Source organism: Streptomyces sp. CC224B (genome assembly GCF_030010595.1).
In the GTDB taxonomy this organism is placed as follows: Bacteria; Actinomycetota; Actinomycetes; order Streptomycetales; family Streptomycetaceae; genus Streptomyces; species Streptomyces longispororuber.
Genome location: NZ_JASCXL010000071.1, coordinates 20,108 through 41,510, shown reverse-complemented (window position 1 = coordinate 41,510; position 21,403 = coordinate 20,108). Strand labels below are relative to the sequence as shown.

Annotated in this window: 20 protein-coding genes; 10 read left to right on the top strand and 10 right to left on the bottom strand. The window is 73.4% G+C overall.

The genetic code is table 11. The annotated features are described in order from the left end of the window. The first annotated feature begins 135 nt into the window (after positions 1–135). Both QK440_RS26310 and purB read left to right on the top strand, forming a co-directional pair. Positions 136–906 carry an SDR family oxidoreductase gene (locus QK440_RS26310; protein ID WP_282795695.1) on the top strand — a complete coding sequence of 257 codons (771 nt, stop codon included), beginning with the start codon at positions 136–138 and terminating at the stop codon, positions 904–906. A 104-nt stretch (positions 907–1,010) separates the two neighbouring features. Then, positions 1,011–2,453 (top strand): adenylosuccinate lyase, encoded by a 1,443-nt coding sequence (gene purB / locus QK440_RS26305; protein ID WP_282795694.1) that lies wholly within the window; start codon positions 1,011–1,013, stop codon positions 2,451–2,453. A 207-nt stretch (positions 2,454–2,660) separates the two neighbouring features. Here the strand turns inward: purB and QK440_RS26300 are convergent, their stop codons facing one another. Further along, on the bottom strand, positions 2,661–3,245 hold the full coding sequence (locus QK440_RS26300; protein ID WP_282795693.1) for a TetR/AcrR family transcriptional regulator: 585 nt from the start codon (positions 3,243–3,245) through the stop codon (positions 2,661–2,663). Positions 3,246–3,345: 100 nt separating this feature from the next. Between QK440_RS26300 and QK440_RS26295 the strand changes: the two genes are divergently transcribed. Then, positions 3,346–3,732 carry a nuclear transport factor 2 family protein gene (locus tag QK440_RS26295; RefSeq protein ID WP_282795692.1) on the top strand — a complete coding sequence of 129 codons (387 nt, stop codon included), beginning with the start codon at positions 3,346–3,348 and terminating at the stop codon, positions 3,730–3,732. A gap of 136 nt (positions 3,733–3,868) precedes the next feature. Here the strand turns inward: QK440_RS26295 and QK440_RS26290 are convergent, their stop codons facing one another. Next, the gene (locus QK440_RS26290) at positions 3,869–4,570 is read right to left on the bottom strand and encodes a DedA family protein (protein WP_282795691.1); all 702 of its coding nucleotides are present in this window, start codon (positions 4,568–4,570) and stop codon (positions 3,869–3,871) included. Positions 4,571–4,747: 177 nt separating this feature from the next. Between QK440_RS26290 and QK440_RS26285 the strand changes: the two genes are divergently transcribed. Beyond that, on the top strand, positions 4,748–5,890 hold the full coding sequence (locus QK440_RS26285; protein ID WP_282795690.1) for a histidine kinase: 1,143 nt from the start codon (positions 4,748–4,750) through the stop codon (positions 5,888–5,890). After that, a complete protein-coding gene (locus QK440_RS26280) occupies positions 5,890–6,525 on the top strand; it encodes a response regulator transcription factor (protein WP_282795689.1) in 636 nt (211 codons plus the stop codon). Before QK440_RS26285 ends, QK440_RS26280 begins: the two co-directional genes overlap by 1 nt. A 70-nt stretch (positions 6,526–6,595) precedes the next feature. Here the strand turns inward: QK440_RS26280 and lysA are convergent, their stop codons facing one another. Together lysA and QK440_RS26270 are read right to left on the bottom strand one after the other, a co-directional pair. Continuing rightward, positions 6,596–7,957 (bottom strand): diaminopimelate decarboxylase, encoded by a 1,362-nt coding sequence (lysA, locus tag QK440_RS26275; protein WP_282795703.1) that lies wholly within the window; start codon positions 7,955–7,957, stop codon positions 6,596–6,598. A 50-nt stretch (positions 7,958–8,007) separates the two neighbouring features. Next, positions 8,008–8,463 carry an SAV_915 family protein gene (locus QK440_RS26270; RefSeq protein ID WP_282795688.1) on the bottom strand — a complete coding sequence of 152 codons (456 nt, stop codon included), beginning with the start codon at positions 8,461–8,463 and terminating at the stop codon, positions 8,008–8,010. Between the two features lie 461 nt (positions 8,464–8,924). Between QK440_RS26270 and QK440_RS26265 the strand changes: the two genes are divergently transcribed. Further along, the gene (locus QK440_RS26265; RefSeq protein ID WP_282795687.1) at positions 8,925–9,746 is read left to right on the top strand and encodes an endonuclease/exonuclease/phosphatase family protein; all 822 of its coding nucleotides are present in this window, start codon (positions 8,925–8,927) and stop codon (positions 9,744–9,746) included. A 275-nt stretch (positions 9,747–10,021) separates the two neighbouring features. Here the strand turns inward: QK440_RS26265 and QK440_RS26260 are convergent, their stop codons facing one another. From QK440_RS26260 to QK440_RS26245, 4 genes are all read right to left on the bottom strand, one after another. Then, on the bottom strand, positions 10,022–10,705 hold the full coding sequence (locus QK440_RS26260) for a response regulator transcription factor (RefSeq protein WP_282795686.1): 684 nt from the start codon (positions 10,703–10,705) through the stop codon (positions 10,022–10,024). A gap of 220 nt (positions 10,706–10,925) precedes the next feature. Further along, positions 10,926–11,321 carry a DUF2795 domain-containing protein gene (locus tag QK440_RS26255; RefSeq protein WP_282795685.1) on the bottom strand — a complete coding sequence of 132 codons (396 nt, stop codon included), beginning with the start codon at positions 11,319–11,321 and terminating at the stop codon, positions 10,926–10,928. A gap of 298 nt (positions 11,322–11,619) precedes the next feature. Continuing rightward, on the bottom strand, positions 11,620–12,282 hold the full coding sequence (locus QK440_RS26250; protein ID WP_282795684.1) for an endonuclease: 663 nt from the start codon (positions 12,280–12,282) through the stop codon (positions 11,620–11,622). Between the two features lie 91 nt (positions 12,283–12,373). Further along, positions 12,374–13,504, bottom strand: coding sequence for an NAD-dependent epimerase/dehydratase family protein (locus QK440_RS26245; protein WP_282795683.1), 1,131 nt, complete (start codon positions 13,502–13,504; stop codon positions 12,374–12,376). 303 nt (positions 13,505–13,807) lie between these two features. Here QK440_RS26245 and mutA point away from each other — a divergent pair, with 303 nt between their 5' ends. The 4 genes from mutA to QK440_RS26225 are packed head-to-tail and all read left to right on the top strand — an operon-like array spanning position 13,808 to position 20,108. Then, positions 13,808–15,661 (top strand): methylmalonyl-CoA mutase small subunit, encoded by a 1,854-nt coding sequence (gene mutA / locus QK440_RS26240; protein WP_282795682.1) that lies wholly within the window; start codon positions 13,808–13,810, stop codon positions 15,659–15,661. Next, positions 15,658–17,883 carry a methylmalonyl-CoA mutase gene (gene scpA / locus QK440_RS26235; RefSeq protein ID WP_282795681.1) on the top strand — a complete coding sequence of 742 codons (2,226 nt, stop codon included), beginning with the start codon at positions 15,658–15,660 and terminating at the stop codon, positions 17,881–17,883. The genes mutA and scpA overlap by 4 nt, the downstream gene beginning before the upstream one ends. Before the next feature lie 12 nt (positions 17,884–17,895). Beyond that, complete coding sequence (gene meaB, locus QK440_RS26230) at positions 17,896–19,056, top strand: methylmalonyl Co-A mutase-associated GTPase MeaB (RefSeq protein WP_282795680.1); 1,161 nt, start codon at positions 17,896–17,898, stop codon at positions 19,054–19,056. Next, positions 19,053–20,108 carry an enoyl-CoA hydratase/isomerase family protein gene (locus tag QK440_RS26225; protein WP_282795679.1) on the top strand — a complete coding sequence of 352 codons (1,056 nt, stop codon included), beginning with the start codon at positions 19,053–19,055 and terminating at the stop codon, positions 20,106–20,108. The genes meaB and QK440_RS26225 overlap by 4 nt, the downstream gene beginning before the upstream one ends. Before the next feature lie 43 nt (positions 20,109–20,151). Here QK440_RS26225 and QK440_RS26220 read toward each other — a convergent pair whose 3' ends face one another. Together QK440_RS26220 and QK440_RS26215 are read right to left on the bottom strand one after the other, a co-directional pair. After that, positions 20,152–20,604: a hypothetical protein gene (locus tag QK440_RS26220; RefSeq protein WP_282795678.1), complete on the bottom strand. Its 453-nt coding sequence runs from the start codon at positions 20,602–20,604 to the stop codon at positions 20,152–20,154. 59 nt (positions 20,605–20,663) lie between these two features. Next, positions 20,664–21,401, bottom strand: coding sequence for an ABC transporter permease (locus QK440_RS26215; RefSeq protein WP_282795677.1), 738 nt, complete (start codon positions 21,399–21,401; stop codon positions 20,664–20,666). Positions 21,402–21,403: the final 2 nt, after the last annotated feature.

Here is a 21,403-nt window from a genome sequence, read left to right as displayed (position 1 = left end):
TCCTGCTGGAGTTCCTACCGGGAGATTGGCCGGGGGGGGAAGGGCCGCCGGAATAGCCGCGAAGAGAGGGCCGTTGGCGACAAGGCAGTAGTGATCAACTGATCCCGACGCCTCCCCCACGCCAAGGAACGCCCCATGACCACTCCACCTCCGGTTACTGGCCCCACCCCCTCCCCCGGATCGGCTGCGAACAACCTGCGTGACCGCACCGTCGTCCTGATCGGCGGCGCCTCCGGCATCGGGCTGCGCGTCGCCCACCAGGCAGTCGCGGCCGGGGCCCGGGTGGTCCTCGGCGGACGGTCCGCGGAACGTCTCGCCACGGCGGCCCGGGACCTGGGCGACGCGGCGACCTGGCGCACGGTGGACGTCACCGACCGCCCGTCCCTCGCCGCCTTCTTCGAGCCCCTGGAACGCGTCGACCACCTCCTCACCACAGCAGGCACCTACCAGGTCGGCCCCATGCTGGAACTGAGCGACGAAGACGCCGAAAGCCCCTTCGTGTCCAAGTTCTGGGGCCAGTACCACGCGGTACGGCTCGCCGCGCCCAAGCTCGCGGCCGACGGCTCCGTGGTCCTGATGTCCGGCGCCGCGGGCGCCCGCCCCCCGGGCCCCGCCCCGGCCTACGCCGCCTGCAACGCCGCCCTCGAAGGCCTCGGCCGGGGTCTCGCCGTCGAACTCGCCCCCGTCCGCGTCAACGTCGTCTCCCCCGGCACCGTCGACGGCAACCTCTGGCAGGGCCGCCCCGCCGAGGCCCGCGAGCAGGCCTTCGCCCAGTACCGCCGCGACACCCTCCTGCACCGCCTGGCCACCGAGGACGACATCGCCCACGCCGTCCTGTACCTCTTCGGCAACGGCTACACGACGGGCTCGACTCTGTATCCGGACGGCGGCTACACACTGCGGTAGCCGCTGCCTGGGGGTGGGGCCGGGTGGGGCCCCTCCCCCTCGTAGGTTCAGACGAACCCGGCCATGGCGCTGGCCTGCAGAAACCGCCAGTAGAATGGCCGACTGTGACTGCTGCGCCTGCCAAGCCCCGTATCCCGAACGTCCTCGCCGGGCGTTACGCCTCCACCGAGCTCGCCACGCTCTGGTCGCCCGAGCAGAAGGTCAAGCTGGAGCGCCGGCTCTGGCTCGCCGTGCTGCGGGCGCAGAAGGACCTCGGCATCGAGGTGCCGGACACGGCGCTCGCCGACTACGAGCGCGTCCTCGACCAGGTCGACCTCGCCTCCATCGCCGAGCGCGAGAAGGTCACGCGTCACGACGTGAAGGCCCGGATCGAGGAGTTCAACGCCCTCGCCGGTCACGAGCACGTCCACAAGGGCATGACCTCCCGCGACCTGACGGAGAACGTCGAGCAGCTCCAGATCCGGCTCTCCCTGGAGCTGGTGCGCGACCGCACCGTGGCGGTGCTCGCGCGGCTCGGCCGCCTCTCGGGTGAGTACGCGGAGCTGGTCATGGCGGGCCGCTCCCACAACGTCGCCGCGCAGGCGACCACCCTCGGCAAGCGCTTCGCCACCACCGCCGACGAGCTGCTCGTCGCCTACCGGCGCCTGGAGGACCTCCTCTCCCGCTATCCGCTGCGCGGCATCAAGGGCCCCGTCGGCACCGCGCAGGACATGCTCGACCTCCTCGGAGGCGACGCCGGCAAGCTCGCCGACCTCGAGCGCCGCATCGCCACGCACCTGGGCTTCGACCGCGCCTTCACCTCCGTCGGCCAGGTCTACCCGCGCTCTCTCGACTACGAGGTCGTCACCGCCCTCGTGCAGCTCGCCGCCGCGCCGTCGTCCCTGGCGAAGACGATCCGTCTGATGGCCGGGCACGAGCTGGTCACCGAGGGCTTCAAGCCCGGCCAGGTCGGGTCGTCCGCCATGCCGCACAAGATGAACACCCGGTCCTGCGAGCGCGTCAACGGCCTGACGGTCATCCTGCGCGGCTACGCCTCCATGACCGCCGAACTCGCGGGCGACCAGTGGAACGAGGGCGACGTGTCCTGCTCCGTCGTCCGCCGCGTGGCCCTGCCCGACGCCTTCTTCGCCTTGGACGGACTGCTCGAGACGTTCCTGACGGTGCTCGACGAGTTCGGCGCGTTCCCCGCCGTCGTCGCCCGTGAGCTGGACCGCTACCTGCCGTTCCTGGCGACCACCAAGGTGCTGATGGCGTCGGTGCGGGCGGGCGTGGGCCGTGAGGAGGCGCACGAGGCGATCAAGGAGAACGCCGTCGCCGCCGCCCTCGCGATGCGTGAGCAGGGAGTCGAACGGAACGAGCTGCTCGACAAGCTGGCCGCGGACTCCCGTATCCCGCTGGACCGGGGGCAGCTCGATGAGCTGATGGCCGACAAGCTGTCGTTCACCGGCGCCGCCGGCGACCAGGTCGCCGCGGTCGTCGCCCAGATCGAGGCAGTGCTCAAGGAGCGTCCCGAAGCCGCCGCGTACACGCCTGGAGCGATTCTCTGAGCTTCAGTTCCCCTCACCTCAGGCCGACTCGCTGACCCCCTCTTCGCGGTGTACTCCTGCGGATCCGCCGGACCAGGCAGAGGACAAGAGGCGAAACGGCAGCGTGCCACCCGGCTGCCCCGCAGGCGTTCCGCGACCTCTTCCTGCGGGGCCCGGGGCATGCGCGGCTCCGGGCGGGTTCCGCTGGAACGAGGAGCCGAGCGAAGGTCAAGACTCAAGCCGGGCCTCCCCGAGCAGTTCTGAGACAAGGCCGCGGACGTACGCCTCGTCCGTACCGGGAATCGAGAAGACCACCCGAAAGTAGAGCGGCGCCACGAGCCGGTCCAGGATCTGCTCCAGAGACGGGGGCGGCGGGGCCTCCCCGCGCTCCCGCGCCGCGTCGAGGGCGAGGCTGAAACGCGCACTGACCCTCCGCAGACACTCGCGCAGTCCCGCGTGCCGCTCGTCGATGTCGGGCGCGACCTCGGCGCGGAAGAACGCGATGCCGCCGGGCCGGGACAGTTCCTTCAGTGTCCAGGCCGCCTGGTTCTCCAGGTCGGTGCACAGATCACCGACGAGCGGGGGCGCGCCGTCATCACCGCGGTGCTCGGCGACGTCGGCCAGGAGCGCGGCGAGCGTGCCCCAGCGTCGGTAGAGGGTGCTGGAGTTGACCCCGGCTCGCTTGGCCACAGCGGGGAGGGTCACCTGGTCGGCGCCGCGCTCTGCCACCAGCGCGACCACGGCGCTGTGTACGGCGGCACGGACGCGGCTGCTACGGCCGCCGGGCCGCTTCGTCGATGCGTCAGCGTTCACCCCTCCACCTTAAAGCAAAGACTTGCGCCTTAACGGGCAGTGCGCCTACAGTCGCACTAAAGCGGAGATCACTGCTTTAGCGCTATCCGAAGGGAGCACCATGTCCACCAACGAAGCCGCCCTCGCCCTCGGTCGCACCTTCCACCAGGCCCTCGTCTCGGGCGACTGGGACGGTATCCGTGCCCTGTTGCACGACGACGCCACCTGGACCCTGCCGGGCGACAACACCATCTCCGGCACGGCGGACGGCGCCGACGCCGTGGTGGAGCGCGCTCGGCAGATAGCGTCGTACGGCCTCAACTTCGAGCTGCTGCACCTCCTGGTCAGCAGGGAGAACATGGCGCTCTCCCTGCACAACACGGCGCACCGGGAAGACGCCGTGCTGGACGAATACCTCGCCACGGTCTGCCGGCTCCGCGACGGCAAGATCGCGAGTATCGAGACCTATCTCTCCGACGTGCCCGGGATGAACGCCTTCTTCGTCTGACGGCCACCAGCTCAATTTCGGTCCTTCACGCCTGGTCCGGCGGAACCCGCGGCGCACCCCGCTTGGCCCGCACGGTCGTGGCGTTGGGCTCGCCCCAGGTGTCGGGCTTGGCAAACGTGGTGCGCGCCCGGCACCGTCAGGTCCGTGCCCGGTGTGTGCCGCGGCCTGCTGTGCGTATGCGTACTACGACGAAGACCAGGACGACGACGGCCACCACGATGAGCACGGCCTTGGAGTAGAGGCCGACCAGGTCCGTGACCTCGTGCCAGCGGCTGCCGAGGGCGTGGCCGACGAGCACGAACACGCCGTTCCAGATGAGGCTGCCCGCGGTGGTCAGGCCGAGGAAGACGGGGAGCGGCATGCGCTCGATGCCCGCCGGTATCGAGATCATACTGCGGAAGATGGGCACCATGCGGCCGAAGAACACGGCTTTGGTGCCGTGGCGGGTGAACCACGCCTCTGTCTTTTCTATGTCGGACGTCTTCACCAGGGGCAGCCGGGCGGCTATGGCGATGGTGCGGTCGCGGCCGAGGAGGGCCCCGATCGCGTAGAGCGCGAGGGCTCCCACGACGGAACCGGCCGTGGTCCACAGCAGGGCCGCGAGCAGGCTGAACTTGCCCTGGCTCGCGGCGAATCCGGCGAGCGGCAGGATCACTTCGCTGGGCAGGGGCGGGAAGAGGTTCTCCAGTGCCACGGCCGCGCCGGCGCCCGCCGCGCCGAGGGAGTCCATGAGGTCGGCGGCCCAGCCCGCGATACCGCCCGCGGGAGCTTCGGACGAGCTGGCGGCGCGGGTGGTGGTGAGGTGCGCGGCGAGTGCGCGCTCGGCAATGAGGATCATGCATACGACGGTACGAAGGTGCAGGCCACGGCGGTATGAGGGACGCCGCAGACTTCCCTGTGGGCGGCCACAGCGGGGCCCTGCGGGGCGCCGCAGCCGGCGCCTGCGGTGGCCCGCAGTGAGCTGTGCGGTTTTCCGCAGTCCGCCCGGACCGCCGCTCGGCTAGCGTGATCAAGCATGCGAAGCTTTCTCAGTCGCCGGCTGCGCGTCGCCGTGGGCGTGCTGCTCGGACTCCTCAGCGCCGTCGCCGAGTTGGTGCTCACTCTGGCGTCGGGCCTCTGGCTGCTCCTGACGCTCGGGCGGTCGGGAGCGGGGCGCGGCGAGCGAGGGCTGCTCGCCCGGGTCGCCCGTGCGTGGGCGGAGGCGCAGCGGCGCCGGATGGCCCGGTGGTACGGCGCGGAGATAGCCCCGCCGACGAAGGGCGCGCCCGCGCTCGCTTTCGTGGCCACGCGCTGGCCGGTGGGGTTGCTCGGCGGGATGGTCCTGTCCTGCGCCCTGGTCGGTGGTGCTTATGCCTCGTTGCTGCTGTGGGGCTGGCTCGTGATCGACCTGGACAGATGGGTGGTCGCCATGGCGCCTTCCGGTTTCGGCGGGCTGTTCCTGCTGTTCCTGTCCACGCAGGGCCTGCGGGCGGTGGCGTTGATGGACGAGCGGTTGGCGCGGCACTTCCTGGGTCCCAGCGTCCGCCAGCGGATGCAGCTCCGTATCGGGGAGCTGGCGGAGAGCCGGGCCGGGGTCGTGGAGGCCGTGCACGACGAGCGGCGTCGCATCGAGCGGGATCTGCACGACGGGGTGCAGCAGCGCCTGGTCGCCCTGGGCATGCTCCTCGGCCGGGCACGGCGGACGCCGGATCCGGAGAAGTCGGCGGCGCTGCTGAGACAGGCGCACGAGGAGAGTCAGCAGGCCCTGGTGGAGCTGCGGGAGGTGGCGTGGCGTGTGTATCCAGCGGCGCTGGACGAGGGTGGGCTCGCCGCCGCTCTGGAGACGGTCGCGGAGCGGGCCGCGATACCGGTGCGGCTGGACTGCGAACTGCGGGTCACGCCGCCGCAGGCCGCCCAGGCGGTCGCGTACTTCGTCGCCGCCGAGGCGGTGACGAACGCGGTGAAGCACTCGGGGGCGAGTCTGGTCACGGTGCGCGCGCAGGACGACGAGGGGGTGTTGCGGCTGCGGGTCGAGGACGACGGCCGGGGTGGTGCCGATCCGGGAGGTGGTGGCCTGCTGGGCCTGACGCGTCGTGTCGCCGCGTTGGACGGTAGGTTCAGTGTGGCCAGTCCGGCCGGAGGTCCCACTGTGATTACCGCGGAGTTGCCGTGCGTGTGATGCTCGCTGACGACTCGACGTTGCTGCGTGAGGGTTTGGCCCGGCTGCTCGCCGACGAGGGGCACGAGGTGACGGCGTCCGTGGGGGACGCGCGGGCGCTGCTCGACGCGATCGCGGCGGACCCGCCGGACGCGGCGGTGGTCGATGTCCGGATGCCGCCCACGCACACCGACGAGGGGCTGCGTGCGGCTCTGGAGATCCGCCGTTCGTGGCCGGGTACGGGGGTTCTGGTGCTGTCGCAGTACGTGGAGCGGCGGTATGCGACGGATCTGTTGACGACGGCCACCGAGGGGGTCGGCTACCTCCTGAAGGACCGGGTGGTGCAGGTCGACGAGTTCCTGGACGCGCTCGACCGGGTCGGGGCGGGCCGTACCGCTTTCGACCCGGAGGTGGTACGCCAGTTGCTGACGTTCAGCAGTCATGCCGATCCGCTGTCGCGGCTGACGGACCGGGAGCGTGAGGTGCTGGGCAAGATGGCGCAGGGGCATACGAACGCGGCGATCGCGGAGCAGTTGCACGTGTCGCAGAGTGCCGTGGAGAAGTATGTGAACGCGATCTTCGACAAGTTGGAGCTGACGGCTGCGACCGGGTACAGCCGTCGGGTCCTGGCGATCCTGCGGTTCCTCGGGTCGTGAGAGGGGGACGGAGGCCATGGGGAGGGGCCGTCCGGAGCCGGCGGGGCAGCGGCGGCCCGTCCCGTGGGCGTCAGAGCCCGACGTCCCGGCTGCGGAAGTCCTCCAGGGACTCGCGGCGCACCAGGAGCCGGGCGTGGCCGTTCTTGACAGCGATGACCGGTGGGCGGCCGACCAAGTTGTACCCGGAGGCCATCGACAGGTGGTAGGCGCCGGCCACGGGTACGGCCAAGAGGTCGCCGGGGCGGGTGTCGCCCGGCAGGTGGACGTCGGCGGCGAGTACGTCTCCGGCTTCGCAGTGCCGCCCGACGACGGTCATGGTGGCGGGGGCGGCCGTCGAGCGGCGTCCGATGAGGCGCGGCAGGTAGCGCACTCCGTAGAGGGCGGGGCGGGGGTTGTCGCTCATGCCGCCGTCGACGGCGACGAAGGTGCGGTCCCCGGTGCGTTTCACGGACAGGACGCGGTAGAGGGCGAGACCGGCGGGTCCGGCGATGGCGCGGCCGGGTTCGACGAGCAGGCGGGGCACGGGGAGGCCGGCGGCCGCGCAGCTCTCGGTCAGTTCGGCGCGGACCTTGCGGGCGAGGGTGGTGATGTCGAGGGCGTCCTCACCGGGGCGGTAGGCGATGCCGTGGCCGCCGCCGAGGTCCAGTTCGGGCAGGGTGACGCCGTGGTGGTCCTTGATGCGTGCCATGAGGCCGACCAGGCGCCGTACGGCGCACAGGTAAGGCTTCTCCGTGGTGATCTGGGAGCCGAGGTGGCAGTGGAGGCCGACGAGTTCGAGGCCGGGCTGGTCGAGGATGCGGGCGACGGCGTGCTGGGCGGAGCCGTCGGTGATGGACAGGCCGAACTTCTGGTCCTCGGTGCCGGTGCGGATCTTGCTGTGGCCGCCCGCGGCGATGCCCGGCACGACCCGTACGAGGACTTTCTGGCGGCTGCCGCGAGGCACGGCCGCGGCGAGGCGGGCGATTTCGGAGGCGCTGTCGATGACGATGCGGCCGACGCCGAGGCGCAGCGCCGTGTGCAGGTCCTGGGGGCTCTTGGCGTTGCCGTGCAGCAGGATGCGGTCGGCGGGGAAGCCGGTGGTGACGGCGAGTTCGAGTTCGCCGGCGGAGCACACGTCGAGGCCGAGGCCCTCCTCGGCGACCCAGTGGGCCATGGCGCGGCACAGGAACGCCTTGGCCGCGTACAGCACGTCGGTGTCCGGGAAGGCGTGGAGGTAGGTGCGGCAGCGGTCGCGTACGTCGTCCTCGTCGAGGAGGTAGGCCGGAGTGCCAAAGCGGTCGGCTATCTCGGTGAGGGCCACGCCGCCGACGGAGAGGTCGCCGTGGGGAAGGCGTGTGGTGGTGTGCGGCCAGACGGTCAGGTCGTCGGCGGCGTCCAGGGGCGCGTCGGCCGCGGTGTGGGTGGGGGCCGGGGGCAGATCGGCCAGGGGCATGGCGGGTTCCTCGTGGGGTCTCGTCGTCTTCATGTCGTCACCTCGCCGTTTCAGCCGAGCCAGGCGGTCGGCGCGCCGACCAGGGCGGTGGCCCCCGTGGTGCGCAGGGCAGCCACGGCCTCCGGGTCCCGTTCCCGCCAGGGTGTGGGGCGACGGGGTGCCACAGTGGGCACGGGGACGGGAGAGGTGGCAGGGGCCGAGGGCCGGGGGGCGGTCGGCGTGGCGTCGGTGAGTCGTGGGTCGACGGTGACGTGGGCGACGCCCAGGGGTTCGGTGAGGGCTCGCAGCGCGGGTTCGGAGAGACGGATCCAGGGCTGCCGGGAGCCGAGCGTGGCCGTCAGGCGCTGGGCCGAGGTGAAGGCGACGGCGGTACGACCGCCGAGGGGGGTGCGGAACAGGCGGGCGACGCAGCCCGCGGGTCCCGGCCGGACGGGGATGAACAGGGGTCCGGCCGGGCCGCGTTCGGCGGGCTCGGGGTCTTCGCCGGACACCAGTTGCCGGGTCATGGGGTTCCTCCTTGAGCGGCCTCGGCCGAGGCCGTCGTCGGTTGTGGGGCGCCACGGGCTCGGTGGTGGCGAGGGCGCCTGGGGCCCGGTGGCGGGCACCGGCCACATGGTGACGTTATGCCCGGCACGGCGTGCCAACCGACCGTCCATGACGTTCCGTTGACGGGGAACGGGCGCACGCTGACACTCTGCTGACGTTCCTGCCGGTCCACGGGCCCGGAACGAGTGAACGCACCGTGCGAGCGGTGCGCGCCAAGGGGCGCGCGAAGGGCCGCGTGCATGTGGTCGGTGTGGTCGGGGCCAGGGATGTCGGCGGGGTCGGTGGGGCCGGTGGCGGACAAGGAGACAAGCGGGCAAGGAGACAAGGGCACCAGGGAGCAAAGAGGCAAGGAGACAAAGGGACCAGGGACCAAGGGGGACCTGGGGGCAAGGGGGCCTGGGGGCAAGGGGGGAGGACGCGGGTGCGGGTACTCACGTGGAACGTGTGGTGGAGGTTCGGGCCGTGGGAGCGGCGGCGCGCGGCGTTGCTCACGGTGTTGCGGGAGCTGCGGCCCGACGTCGTCGGCCTCCAGGAGGTGTGGGAGCGGGACGGTGAAAACCTCGCGCGGTGGTTTGCGGAAGCACTGGGCCTGCACTGGACATGGGAGCCGTCGCGTGCGCCCGGGGAATGGCAGCGGCGGGCCGGTGAGCCGGGGACGGGCTTCGGCAACGCGGTGCTCAGCCGCTGGCCTGTCGTGGAGCGGGCGGTGGCGCAGTTGCCCGCGCCGGACGGGCCGGACGACGGGCGGGCGGTGCTGTTCACGCGGCTGGCCGCGCCGGGAGGGGACGTACCGTTCTTCACGACACATCTGACGTCGCCGCCGTACGCGTCGGCGGTGCGGTGCGCGCAGGTCGCGGCGCTCGTGGAGTTCGTCGCGAAGCGCGGCGGGGGCACACCGTTCCCGCCCGTGGTGACGGGTGACTTCAACGCCTTTCCGGATTCCGACGAGATACGGCTGCTCGGCGGGTACCGGACGGCGCCCGCCGTGCCCGGCCACGTCCTGATCGATGCCTGGGAGTATGCGGAGCCGGGTGCGCCGTCAGCGACCTGGGACATGGCGAACCCGTATGTGGCGGCATCCTTCGGGCCGAGTGTGCGGATCGACTACGTGCACGTGGGGCCGCCGGGTCCCGCCGGTGCGGGGCGCGTGCTCGCGGTGCGGCGTGCGGGGGACGGGCCGGTGGGCGGCGTGTGGCCGTCGGACCACGCGGCGGTGGTGGTCGACCTGGCGGACGGCTCCTGAGGCGGACCCGCCGCGCCCACAGCCCGCAGTCCGCCGTCGCGGCCGTAGTCGCGGTCATGGCCATGCCCTCCACCGCGCCCGCCCGCGCTGCCCGCACCCCCCGCCTCGCCCCAGTGCCTCGCCGCAGTGCCTCGCCAGGACCCGGCGGCCACGCCGCCCGCCCCAGTGCCTCGCCAGGACCCGGTGGCCACACCGCCCGCCGCGGTGCTTCCGCCAGGACCCGGGGGCGCGCGCCGCCACCGGCCCGCGCACGGCGCGCCCGCTCCCCCGGGCTCTCACTCCTCGAACCGGTACCCCATGCCGGGTGCGGTGATGAGGTGCCGTGGGTGGGACGGGTCGGGTTCGAGTTTGCGGCGGAGCTGGGCCATGTAGACGCGGAGGTAGTTGGTGCGGGTGCGGTGCGAGGGGCCCCATACCTCGCCGAGGAGTTGCTGCTGGGTGACCAGGCGGCCGCGGTGGCGGACGAGGACTTCCAGGAGGTGCCACTCGGTCGGTGTGAGGCGTACGGGACTTCCCGCGCGCTGCGCCTTCTTGGCCGGCAGGTCGAGGGTGAAGCCCGGCGTCTCGATGACGGCGGGTTGCTCCTCGCCGTCCGTGGGCCGGGTCCTGCGGGCCGCGGCGCGCAGCCGGGCGAGGAGTTCGTCCATGCTGAAGGGTTTCGGGATGTAGTCGTCGGCGCCCGCGTCGAGCGCGGCGACCTTCTCGTCGGAGGCCTGGCGGGCGGACACGACGAGGATCGGCGCGCGACTGAACCCGCGTAACCAGCCGATCAGGTCGAGACCGTCCATGTCGGGCAGCCCGAGATCGAGGAGCACCACGTCCGGGGGCCGTGCCGAGGCCAGACGCCGGGCCGTGGCCCCGTCGACCGCCGCGTCCACCGCGTACGTGCGTGCCTTGAGATTGATCTCCAGAGCCCGTACGAGCTGCGGGTCGTCCTCGACCACCAGCACCCGGGTCATCGCTGTGCCGCCTCCTGACAGTGCGGGCGGGCCAGGCCCACGGCCGACGTCGGCGGAGGCGGAACGGGCCCACGGATCCAGTGCGTTCCCGTGCAGCCAAGCGTCCGCCCGCCGCTCCGTCGGCGCTCTTGACAGCTCTCATACGGCGGTGCGCGGGGAGTTGACGCCACCCTTACGTGCCGGGGGCGGCAGGGGGCCGGGCCCGTGGTGCCGTGCGTCCTCACGCGGCGCCGAGCTCCTGGACGATCTCCTGGGCGTTGGCGTAGCGGCGGTCCGCGGGGAGCCGGGTCGCGAGGTCCACGAGCCGGTCCGGTGCGTGGTTGTCGCGGAGGCTGCGTACCAGCTCGTCGCGGTGGGCGGGGTAGACGCGGCGGTTCAGGTGGCGGGCGAGTTCGCCGCGGAGTTCCACTTCCCTGGGGGTCATGCCGGGCGGTGTCGAGCCCGGGCGGGGCGGTGCGGGCACCGGGTCGGCCACGGGCCGGTCCTCGCCGGACGGCTCCAGCTCGAGTTCCTCGAGAGTCCGTGTCTCGTGGCCGCTCAGGAGTTGGCCGCGCATCTCCTTCTTCAGCTCGTCGTCCCGCAGGGCTCCGGTCTTGTTCTGGCCCCGGTCGCTCATCCTCGCTCCTCGTCGGCTCTGCGGTGGTCGTTCCGGCGGTCGCGTATCCCGGCAGTTCCGGGCCAAACCACACGGGGCCGCATCGGTAGCTGTATCAGCTTGCGTCACGCGTTGGCCCTGGAACACCGCGCGCCCCACCCCTGAGCGCCCACCGCCACCTGCCACCCCGCCCTGCCGCCCGGTCCCGCCGCCGTGCCACCCCGGCGCCGTGCCGCCCCGGCGCCGCGCGTGCCACGTCCCACCGCCGTCCACCCCGTCCGCCCCGGCCGCCCCGGCCACCCCGCGTGCCACGTCCCCGTCAGGCGCTCGCCCGCTCCCGTACGCTCTCCGCCACCGCCTTGTCCAGGGCCGCGCGGACCAGCGCCGCCGCGAAGGCCGCGTACCGGTCGTCCGGGACCAGCCGTGCCAGCACCCGCGGGTCCTCGGGCAGGCCGAGCCGGTGTGCTCCGCGCAGGGCCTTGGTGTCGAAGTACGGGGCGATCCGCCAGGCGTCCTGGGCCTCGCGCAGGTAGATGTCGGCGCCGGTCGGGCCGATGCCGGGCACCTGCCGCAGCAGACGGCTCAGCTCGGTGGTGTCGTCCCCGGCGCGTTCGCGCAGCCGCCGCAGGTCGCCGCCGTACTCGCGCAGGACGAGCAGCGCGCCGTCGCCGAGCTGGGTGGACGTACGCTCGTCGTAGCGGCGGTAGCCGCCCCGGCCCAGGGCGTCCACGCGCTGCTGCCACGACGCCTCGGCCATGCGCCGCGCGTCGCGCATCCCGGCGGCGAAGAGCTCCTTGGCCGCCGCGACGGCCGTGGCGCCGCGGATGCGGGCGCTGAGCAGGTCGGCCAGGACGAGGAGCTGGTACAGCGGCTGGGGCGTGTCGCGCAGCCGGATCCCGGCCTCCTCGGCGTACGTGAGCCCGTGCGCGTCGAGCAGGGCACGCGCCACCTCCGCGGGCTCTGGGCTACGTCGCCCGGTCATGGTCGTCCTCCTCGGACGGGTCGCGGCCCACTGCGGCCGCGACGGATACGGGACGTCACCCCACTGTCCGACGTCACTCCCCTGGCCGACGTCACCCCACCGCGCGCCCGGTCAGCGGCGGTGTCGGCGCGCCGGCGCCGTGGCGCATGCCGTGCAGCAGTTCCTCCACCGCTTCGGTGGCGGTGTGTTCGGGGCGCCAGCCCAGTTCGGCGCGGGCCCGGGCGCAGTCCATCACGGGCAGTCGCAGGACCGCGTCGAAGAGCTGCGGGGACGCCGGGACGAGGCGCAGTCCCCAGGCCGCCGCGAGCGCGGAGCGGGCCGCGCGGCGCGGCACCCGTACGACGCGGGCGTGGAAGAGCTCGCCGAGGACCTGGGCGTCCAGCGGCGGGTCGGCGGCGAGGTTGAAGGCGCCGCGTGCGTCGCCGAGGGCGGCGAGCCGGTAGGCGCGGGCGGCGTCCTCGGTGTGCAGGGCCTGGATCCGCAGGCCGGGGATGTCCGGCAGGACGGGCAGCAGGTCGGGCCGGGCGAGCTGCCCGGGCTTGAAGCGGCCGGCGAAGAGCCTGCGCTGCTGGCTCGCCGACTCCTCCTTGAACAGGAAGGCGGGCCGCATGCGCACCACGCGGATCTGCGGGTGCTCGCGCTCGAAGGCGTCCAGCACGCGTTCCAGGTAGGCCTTCTCCCGGCAGTACGCCGCCTCGGGCCAGCCGTGCGTCGGCCAGGCCTCGGTGACGGCCCGGTCCTTGGGGCCGGGCGAGTAGGCGCCGACCGACGACGCGTACACGAGGGCGGGCACCCCCGCTGCGGCGACCGCGCGGAAGACGCGGACGCTGCCGAGGACGTTGGTCCGCCAGGTGGTGGCCGGGTCCCGGGCGGGCTGGAGCTGCCAGGCGAGGTGCACGACGGCGTCGGCGCCCGCGAAGTGCTCCGCGAGCTCCGCCACGGCGGCCCGCTCGGGGTCACCCTCGAAAGGTTCACCCTGACCGCCCGAGCCGCTCTGACCACCGGAGCCACCCGGACCGCCCGACGCCCCCAGATCCACCGACGCCCACTCGGCCCCGGCCGTCTTCTCGTCGGGCAGTCTGCGGGCCAGGCCCAGGACGGAGTTCACCGAGGGGTCCGCGGTGAGGGCGCGCACCACGCTCAGGCCCACGTTGCCGGTGGCGCCGGTGACCACGATCCGCTTGCCTGGGCCGGCGGGCCCGCTGCCACTGTCGGAGCTCATCGTCCGCTCCTTCCGGAAGAGTTCGGGTCGGTCGCACCCGAGTACCCCGCGCGGCGGAGGGAACGCCCTGGCGCAGTACCCCGCGCGGCGGAAGAGGGAACGCCTTCCGCGCACGCGCCCCCTTCCCACTATCCCCGCACCCCGCGGCGGCCACACCCCTGCGCAACCCCACGTCACCCCTGAGATCCGGTGCGTGACGACCGGCAATACCGGCCCGCCCGTCCGAGTTCAAGAGGATCCGAAGAGTGCAAGGTCACAGCGGTGCCCCGGCCTGAGGTAGGGATTCCGCCCTAGCATCGGACCATGACGGTCCTGCCTGACGACGGGCTTTCGCTGGCCGCCGATTTCCCTGATGCGACCCATGAGCAGTGGCAGCGCCTGGTGGAGGGCGTACTGCGCAAGTCGGGCAAGGACGTATCGGGGGCGGCGGCCGAGGAAGCGCTGTCCACCGCGCTCGAGGACGGGCTCACCACCCGGCCCCTGTACACCGCCCGTGACGCCGTGGCCGACGTCGGCCATCCGGGTTTCGCGCCGTTCGTCCGGGGCGGTTCCGCCGTCGGCGGGGCGGCGACCGGCTGGGACGTACGGCAGCGGCACGCGACGGGTGATCCCGCGCGGACGAACGAGTCCGTCCTCGCCGACCTGGAGAACGGGGTCACGTCGCTGTGGCTGGCGCTCGGCCCGGACGCGCTGCCCGTGTCCGGTCTGGAGCGGGCGCTCGACGGCGTGTACCTGGACCTGGCGCCGGTGGTGCTGGACGCCGGGGCGGAGTACGAGCCGGCGGCGCACGCGTTCCTCGGGTTCGTCGAGGCGGCGGGGGTCGCCAAGAGCGCGGTGCGCGGCAACCTGGGCGCCGACCCGCTGGGTCACGAGGCGCGTACGGGCGCGGAGTTGGGCGCGGACGCGGCCGTGGAGCTCGCGCGGCGCCTGGGGCGCGAGTACGGCGGGCTGCGGGCGCTGACCGTGGACGCGCTGCCGTACCACGAGGCGGGCGGTTCCGCCGCGCAGGAGCTGGGCGCGTCGCTCGCCACCGGTGTGGCGTATCTGCGGCTGCTCACGGATGCGGGGCTTCCGCTTCAAGAGGCCTGCGCGCAGCTCGAGTTCCGGTACGCGGCCACCGCCGACCAGTTCCTGACCATCGCCAAGTTGCGTGCGGCGCGGCGCCTGTGGGCCCGGGTGGCCGAGGCGAGCGGCGACGCGGGCGCGGGCGCGCAGCGGCAGCACGTGGTCACCTCGCCGGTGATGATGGCCCGCCGTGACCCGTGGGTGAACATGCTGCGGACGACGGTGGCGTGCCTGGCCGCCGGTGTGGGCGGCGCCGACGCGGTCACGGTGCTGCCGTTCGACCACGCGCTCGGCCTGCCGGACGCGTTCGCGCGCCGGATCGCCCGCAACACCTCGACGATCCTCCTGGAGGAGTCGCATCTGGCGCGGGTGGTCGACCCGGCGGGCGGCTCCTGGTACGTGGAGCGGCTGACCGCCGAACTGGCCGCTGCGGCCTGGGCGTTCTTCCAGGACATCGAGCGCGCGGGCGGCCAGGCGGCGGCGCTGCGCTCCGGGATGCTCGGCGAGCGGCTCGCGGCGACCTGGGCCGAGCGGAGCAAGAGGCTGGCGAAGCGCCGGGAGCCGGTCACGGGCGTGAGCGAGTTCCCGAACCTCGCGGAGAAGCCCGTCGAGCGCGAGCCCGCGCCCGCCGGGCCGACGGGCGGCCTGCCGCGGGTGCGCCGCGACGAGGCGTACGAGGCGCTGCGGGCCCGCTCGGACGCGCACCTGGCGGCGACCGGCGCCCGGCCGAAGGTGTTCCTGGCCGCGCTCGGCCCGGCCGCCGCGCACACGGCGCGGGTCTCGTTCGCGGCGAACCTGTTCCAGGCGGGTGGCGTCGAGCCCGTCCACGACCCGGTGTCGGTGACCGCCGGCACGGCCGCGGAGGCGTTCCGGGCCAGTGGCGCGACGATCGCGTGCCTGTGCTCCAGCGACGCGCTGTACGCGGAGGAGGCGGCCGGGGTGGCCGCCGCGCTGAGGGCGGCGGGCGCCGAGCGGGTGTTCCTCGCCGGGCGCCCCGGCGAGTACGACGGCGTGGACGCGTACGTCTTCGCGGGCTGTGACGCCGTCGCCGTCCTGTCCTCCACCCTCGACCTCATGGGAGTGGCGCCATGACGATCCCCGACTTCTCCGGCATCGGCCTGGAGGCGGACGCGCCGCCGCGGGGCTCCGCCGAGCAGTGGCGCGCCGCCGTCGAGGCGGTCACCGGCAAGGACGCGGACGACCTGCTCTGGGAGACCCCGGAGGGCATCGCGGTCAAGCCGCTGTACACCGGCGCGGACGTGGAGGGCCTGGACTTCCTGGGCACGTACCCGGGCATCGCGCCGTACCTGCGCGGCCCGTACCCGACGATGTACGTCAACCAGCCCTGGACGATCCGCCAGTACGCGGGGTTCTCCACAGCCGAGGAGTCGAACGCCTTCTACCGGCGCAACCTGGCCGCCGGGCAGAAGGGCCTGTCGGTCGCCTTCGACCTGCCCACGCACCGCGGCTACGACAGCGACCACCCGCGGGTGACCGGCGACGTCGGCATGGCGGGCGTGGCCATCGACTCGATCTACGACATGCGGCAGCTCTTCGACGGCATCCCACTGGACCGGATGACCGTGTCGATGACGATGAACGGCGCGGTGCTCCCGGTGCTCGCGCTGTACATCGTCGCCGCCGAGGAGCAGGGCGTGCCGCCGGAGAAGCTGGCGGGGACCATCCAGAACGACATCCTCAAGGAGTTCATGGTCCGCAACACCTATATCTATCCGCCCAAGCCGTCCATGCGGATCATCTCCGACATCTTCGCGTACACCTCGCAGAAGATGCCGCGCTACAACTCCATCTCGATCTCCGGCTACCACATCCAGGAGGCCGGGGCGACGGCCGACCTGGAGCTGGCGTACACCCTCGCGGACGGGGTGGAGTACCTGCGGGCCGGGCGGGAGGCGGGTCTGGACGTGGACGCGTTCGCGCCCCGGCTCTCGTTCTTCTGGGCGATCGGCATGAACTTCTTCATGGAGGTCGCCAAGCTGCGGGCGGCGCGGCTGCTGTGGGCGAAGCTGGTCAGGCAGTTCGACCCGCAGAACCCCAAGTCGCTGTCGCTGCGCACGCATTCGCAGACGTCGGGCTGGTCGCTGACGGCGCAGGACGTGTTCAACAACGTGACGCGTACGTGCGTGGAGGCCATGGCGGCCACGCAGGGCCACACGCAGTCGCTGCACACCAACGCCCTGGACGAGGCGCTGGCGCTGCCCACGGACTTCTCCGCGCGGATCGCGCGCAACACCCAGCTCCTCATCCAGCAGGAGTCCGGGACCTGCCGCGTCATCGACCCGTGGGGCGGCAGCGCGTACGTGGAGCGGCTCACCCACGACCTGGCGCGCCGGGCCTGGCAGCACATCCAGGAGGTGGAGGCCGCGGGCGGCATGGCGCAGGCCATCGACGCGGGCATCCCGAAGCTGCGCGTGGAGGAGGCGGCGGCCCGTACGCAGGCGCGGATCGACTCCGGGCGGCAGCCGGTCATCGGCGTGAACAAGTACCGGGTCGACAGCGACGAGCAGATCGAGGTCCTCAAGGTCGACAACTCCTCGGTGCGGACCCAGCAGATCGAGAAGCTGCGGCGGCTGCGCGCCGAGCGCGACGACGCGGCCTGCCAGGACGCGCTCGCCAGGCTGACGGCGGCGGCGGAGCGCGGCTCCGGCACGGGCCTTGAGGGGAACCTGCTGGCCCTCGCGGTGGACGCGGCCCGCGCGAAGGCGACGGTCGGCGAGATCTCGGACGCCCTGGAGAAGGCGTACGGGCGGCACGCGGGCCAGATCCGTACGATCTCGGGTGTGTACCGCACCGAAGCAGGCCCGTCGCCGTCCGTGTCGCGCACCCGCGCGCTGGTGGAGTCCTTCGAGGAGGCCGAGGGGCGCCGGCCGCGCATCCTGGTCGCCAAGATGGGCCAGGACGGCCACGACCGGGGCCAGAAAGTCATCGCGTCGGCCTTCGCCGACCTGGGGTTCGACGTCGACGTCGGCCCGCTGTTCCAGACGCCCGCGGAGGTGGCGCGGCAGGCCGTCGAGGCGGACGTGCACATCGTGGGCGTGTCCTCGCTGGCGGCCGGGCACCTGACGCTGGTGCCCGCGCTGCGGGAGGAGCTGGCCGCCGAGGGCCGCGAGGACATCATGATCGTCGTCGGCGGTGTGATCCCGCCGCAGGACGTGGACGCCCTGCACGAGGCGGGCGCGGCGGCGGTGTTCCCGCCGGGCACGGTCATCCCGGACGCGGCGTACGACCTGGTACGGCGGCTCGCCGGGAGCCTCGGCCACGAGCTGCCCGCCGAACCCGCGCCCGGGCAGTGAGCCGCTGACCCCATGGCACCGAGGATCGATCTCGACAGTTACGTGAAGGGCGTGCTCGACGGCAAGCGCGCGCACATCGCGCGCGCGATCACGCTCGTGGAGTCCACCAGGGCCGAACACCGGGTGCTCGCGCAGCAGTTGCTCACGCAGTTGCTGCCGCACGCGGGGCGGGCGCGGCGCGTGGGCATCAGCGGGGTGCCGGGTGTCGGCAAGTCGACGTTCATCGACGCGCTCGGCACGATGCTCACCGCGCTGGGGCACCGGGTCGCGGTGCTCGCCGTGGACCCGTCGTCGACGCGTACGGGCGGCTCCATCCTGGGCGACAAGACCCGGATGGAACGCCTCTCGGTGGACCCGATGGCGTTCGTGCGCCCCTCGCCCACGGCCGGGACGCTCGGCGGCGTCGCGAAGGCCACCCGCGAGTCCATGGTGGTGATGGAGGCGGCGGGCTACGACGTGGTGCTCGTGGAGACCGTCGGCGTCGGCCAGTCGGAGACGGCCGTCGCGAACATGGTCGACACGTTCCTGCTGCTGACGCTGGCGCGGACCGGGGACCAGCTCCAGGGCATCAAGAAGGGCGTCCTGGAGCTCGCGGACGTGATCGCGGTGAACAAGGCCGACGGCCCGCACGAGCGGGACGCGCGCTCCGCGGCCCGTGAACTGGCGGGCGCGCTGCGCCTGATGCACGGCAAGGACGCCGCGTGGACGCCGCCGGTGCTCAGTTGCAGCGCCCGCGAGGGCACGGGCCTGGACACGCTCTGGGACCGCCTGGAACAGCACCGCGCGCTGCTCGACACCACCGGGCGCCTCGCCGCCAAGCGCCGCGACCAGCAGGTCGACTGGACGTGGACGATGGTGCGCGAGGAGCTGCTCGGCCGGCTGCACGCCCACCCCGAGGTACGCCGGCTCGCGCCCGAGCTGGAACGGGGCGTGCGGGAGGGCACGGTGACGGCGACGACGGCGGCGGAGCGGATCCTCGCGGCGTTCCAGGACCCGGGGCGGCCGGGCCCGGCTTCGGCCCGGCCTCAGGCTCCGCCACCGGCTGAGGCCCCGCCACCGGCGCAGGCCCCGGCCGCTCCACCGGCTCAGGACGACGCACGCCCGGACGCGCGTCCGGACGTACCCCCGGACGAACCCCAGGGCGTACCTACGAAGGACGGAAGCACCCCGTGAGTCACGACGCACCACCGGTCCTGTCCCGCACCGAGGGCCGCGCGGGCCACCTCGTCCTGAACCGGCCCCGCGCCCTCAACGCCCTCGACCACACGATGGTCCGCCTCATCGACGACGCGCTCACCGCCTGGGAGCGGGACGAGACGGTCGCCACGGTCGTCGTGACCGGCGCCGGGGAGCGCGGCCTGTGCGCGGGCGGCGACATCCGGGCCGTACGGGACGACATCCTCGCGGGCGGCGGCGCGGCGTCGGCGGCCTTCTGGCACGACGAGTACCTCCTCGTCTCCCGCATCGCGCGCTACCGCAAGCCGTACGTCGCCGTCATGGACGGCTACGTCATGGGCGGCGGCGTGGGCGTCTCGGCCCACGGCGCCGTGCGGGTCGTCACGGAGCGCTCGCGGGTCGCGATGCCGGAGACCGTCATCGGCTTCGTCCCGGACGTCGGCGGGACGTACCTGCTGGCGCGGGCGCCCGGCGAGCTGGGCACGCACCTGGCCCTGACGGGCGCCTCCGCGGGGCCCGCGGACGCGCTGCTGTGCGGGCTCGCCGACCACTTCGTCCCGGCCGGGCGGCTCGGTGACTTCGTGGCGGCGCTCGCCCACCGGGAGGTGGACGAGGCGGTGGCCGCGTACGCCGAGGCGGCGCCCGGGGGCGAGCTGGCCGCGCACCGGGAGTGGATCGACTCCTGCTACGCCGCCGGGTCCGTGGAGGAGATCGTCGACCGACTGCTGGCCTGTGGCGAGCCCGCCGCGAAGGAGACCGCGGAGACGCTGCTCTCGCGCTCGCCGACGTCCCTGAAGGTGACGCTCGCCGCCGTGCGCCGGGCGCGCGCCCTCGGGTCCCTGGAGGACGTGCTGCGCCAGGAGTACCGCACGTCGTGCGCGTGCCTCACCGCGCCGGACTTCCCGGAGGGCGTCCGCGCGCAGGTCGTCGACAAGGACCGCGCGCCCCGGTGGTCGCCGGCGCGCCTCGCGGACGTGTCCGAGGCGGACGTCGCGCGCTTCTTCCTGCCGTCCCCCTACGGCCGGTTGGGGCTTCCGGCGGACGCCTGAGCCTTGGGCGGCAGCAGCGGCAGGGCGGGGGCGACGGGACGGGTTACGGCGGGTCGACCTCCGTCACCAGCGCGAGCAGCTGCAGCGCGCCCCGCTCCCCCCACCGGGCCACGCCGACGGCTATCCAGTGCCGTCCGGCCCGCCACAGGTGCACGTCGGGCACGGTCTCGCTGACGGACGCCCACGGCTCGGGCACGTCCCGCGCCCCGGCCACGTGACGGGCGAAGGCACCGGCCAGGCTGAACACCTGGGCGGGGCCCCAGCGCCCGGTCAGGAGCACCGCGAGCGCGTCCCGCTCGGCCTCGAACTGCTCCTCCGCGTCGGCGTACGCCGTGCCGTCGTCGTCCTCCCCCGGCTCGTACGTCCGTAACTCCGCGAGGTGGAACCCCGGTCCGGCGCGGCCGGCGCCCGACCTGCCGGGCGCCTCGGGGAACTCCCCGGCGCGCAGCAGGTCGATCGTCGCGAGGTCGTCCGCGCTGCTCATACCGTCGCTCATGCCGTCCAGTAAAGCGGGCACCACTGACAATCAGTCACCGCGGCCGTGGGGGCCGCGGGTCAGGCGTCCCTGCGCCGCAGCGCCCACCACCCGGCGAGCAGCGCCGCCGCGCTCCAGGCCGCGGTCACCGCGAGCCCCGACCAGGCGCCGAGCGTGCCGGCCGGGTCCTCGTGCAGGATCTGCTGGCCCGCGCGGTCGGGCAGGAACTGGGCGGCGCCGCCCGCGACGTCGCCGACCACGAAGGACACGATGAGCAGGAACGGGATGAGCAGGCTGAGCACGGCCGCCCCGCTGCGCAGCACGGTCGTCAGGCCGGCCGCGAGCAGTGCCATCAGCGCCAGGTAGATGCCGCCGCCGACGCAGGCCCGCAGCGCCCCGGGGTGGCCGAGCCCGATGGCGTACCCGCCGAGGAAGGCCTGGCCCGCGAGGAAGGCGGCGAAGCTGGTGGCGAGGCCCACGAGCAGGGCGGCCGCGCCGACCACGGCGGTCTTCGCGGCGTAGAACAGGCCCCTGCGGGGCACGGCGGCCAGCGAGATCCGCAGGGCCCCGGTCACGTACTCCGAGCTGACGGCCGTGGTGCCGAAGCTGAGGGCGGCGATCTGGCCGAAGTTGAGGGCGTAGAAGGCGTCGAAGACGGGTTCGGCGTCGGCGTTGTCGGCCTCCGCCCGGCCGACGGTGGCGAACGCCAGGACGGTGACGGCGAGGGTGGCACCGAACACGGCGAGGAGCGAGAGGAGCGTGCCCCGCAGCGTCTTGAGCTTGATCCACTCGGCGTGGAGGACGGCGGTGGTCGACATGG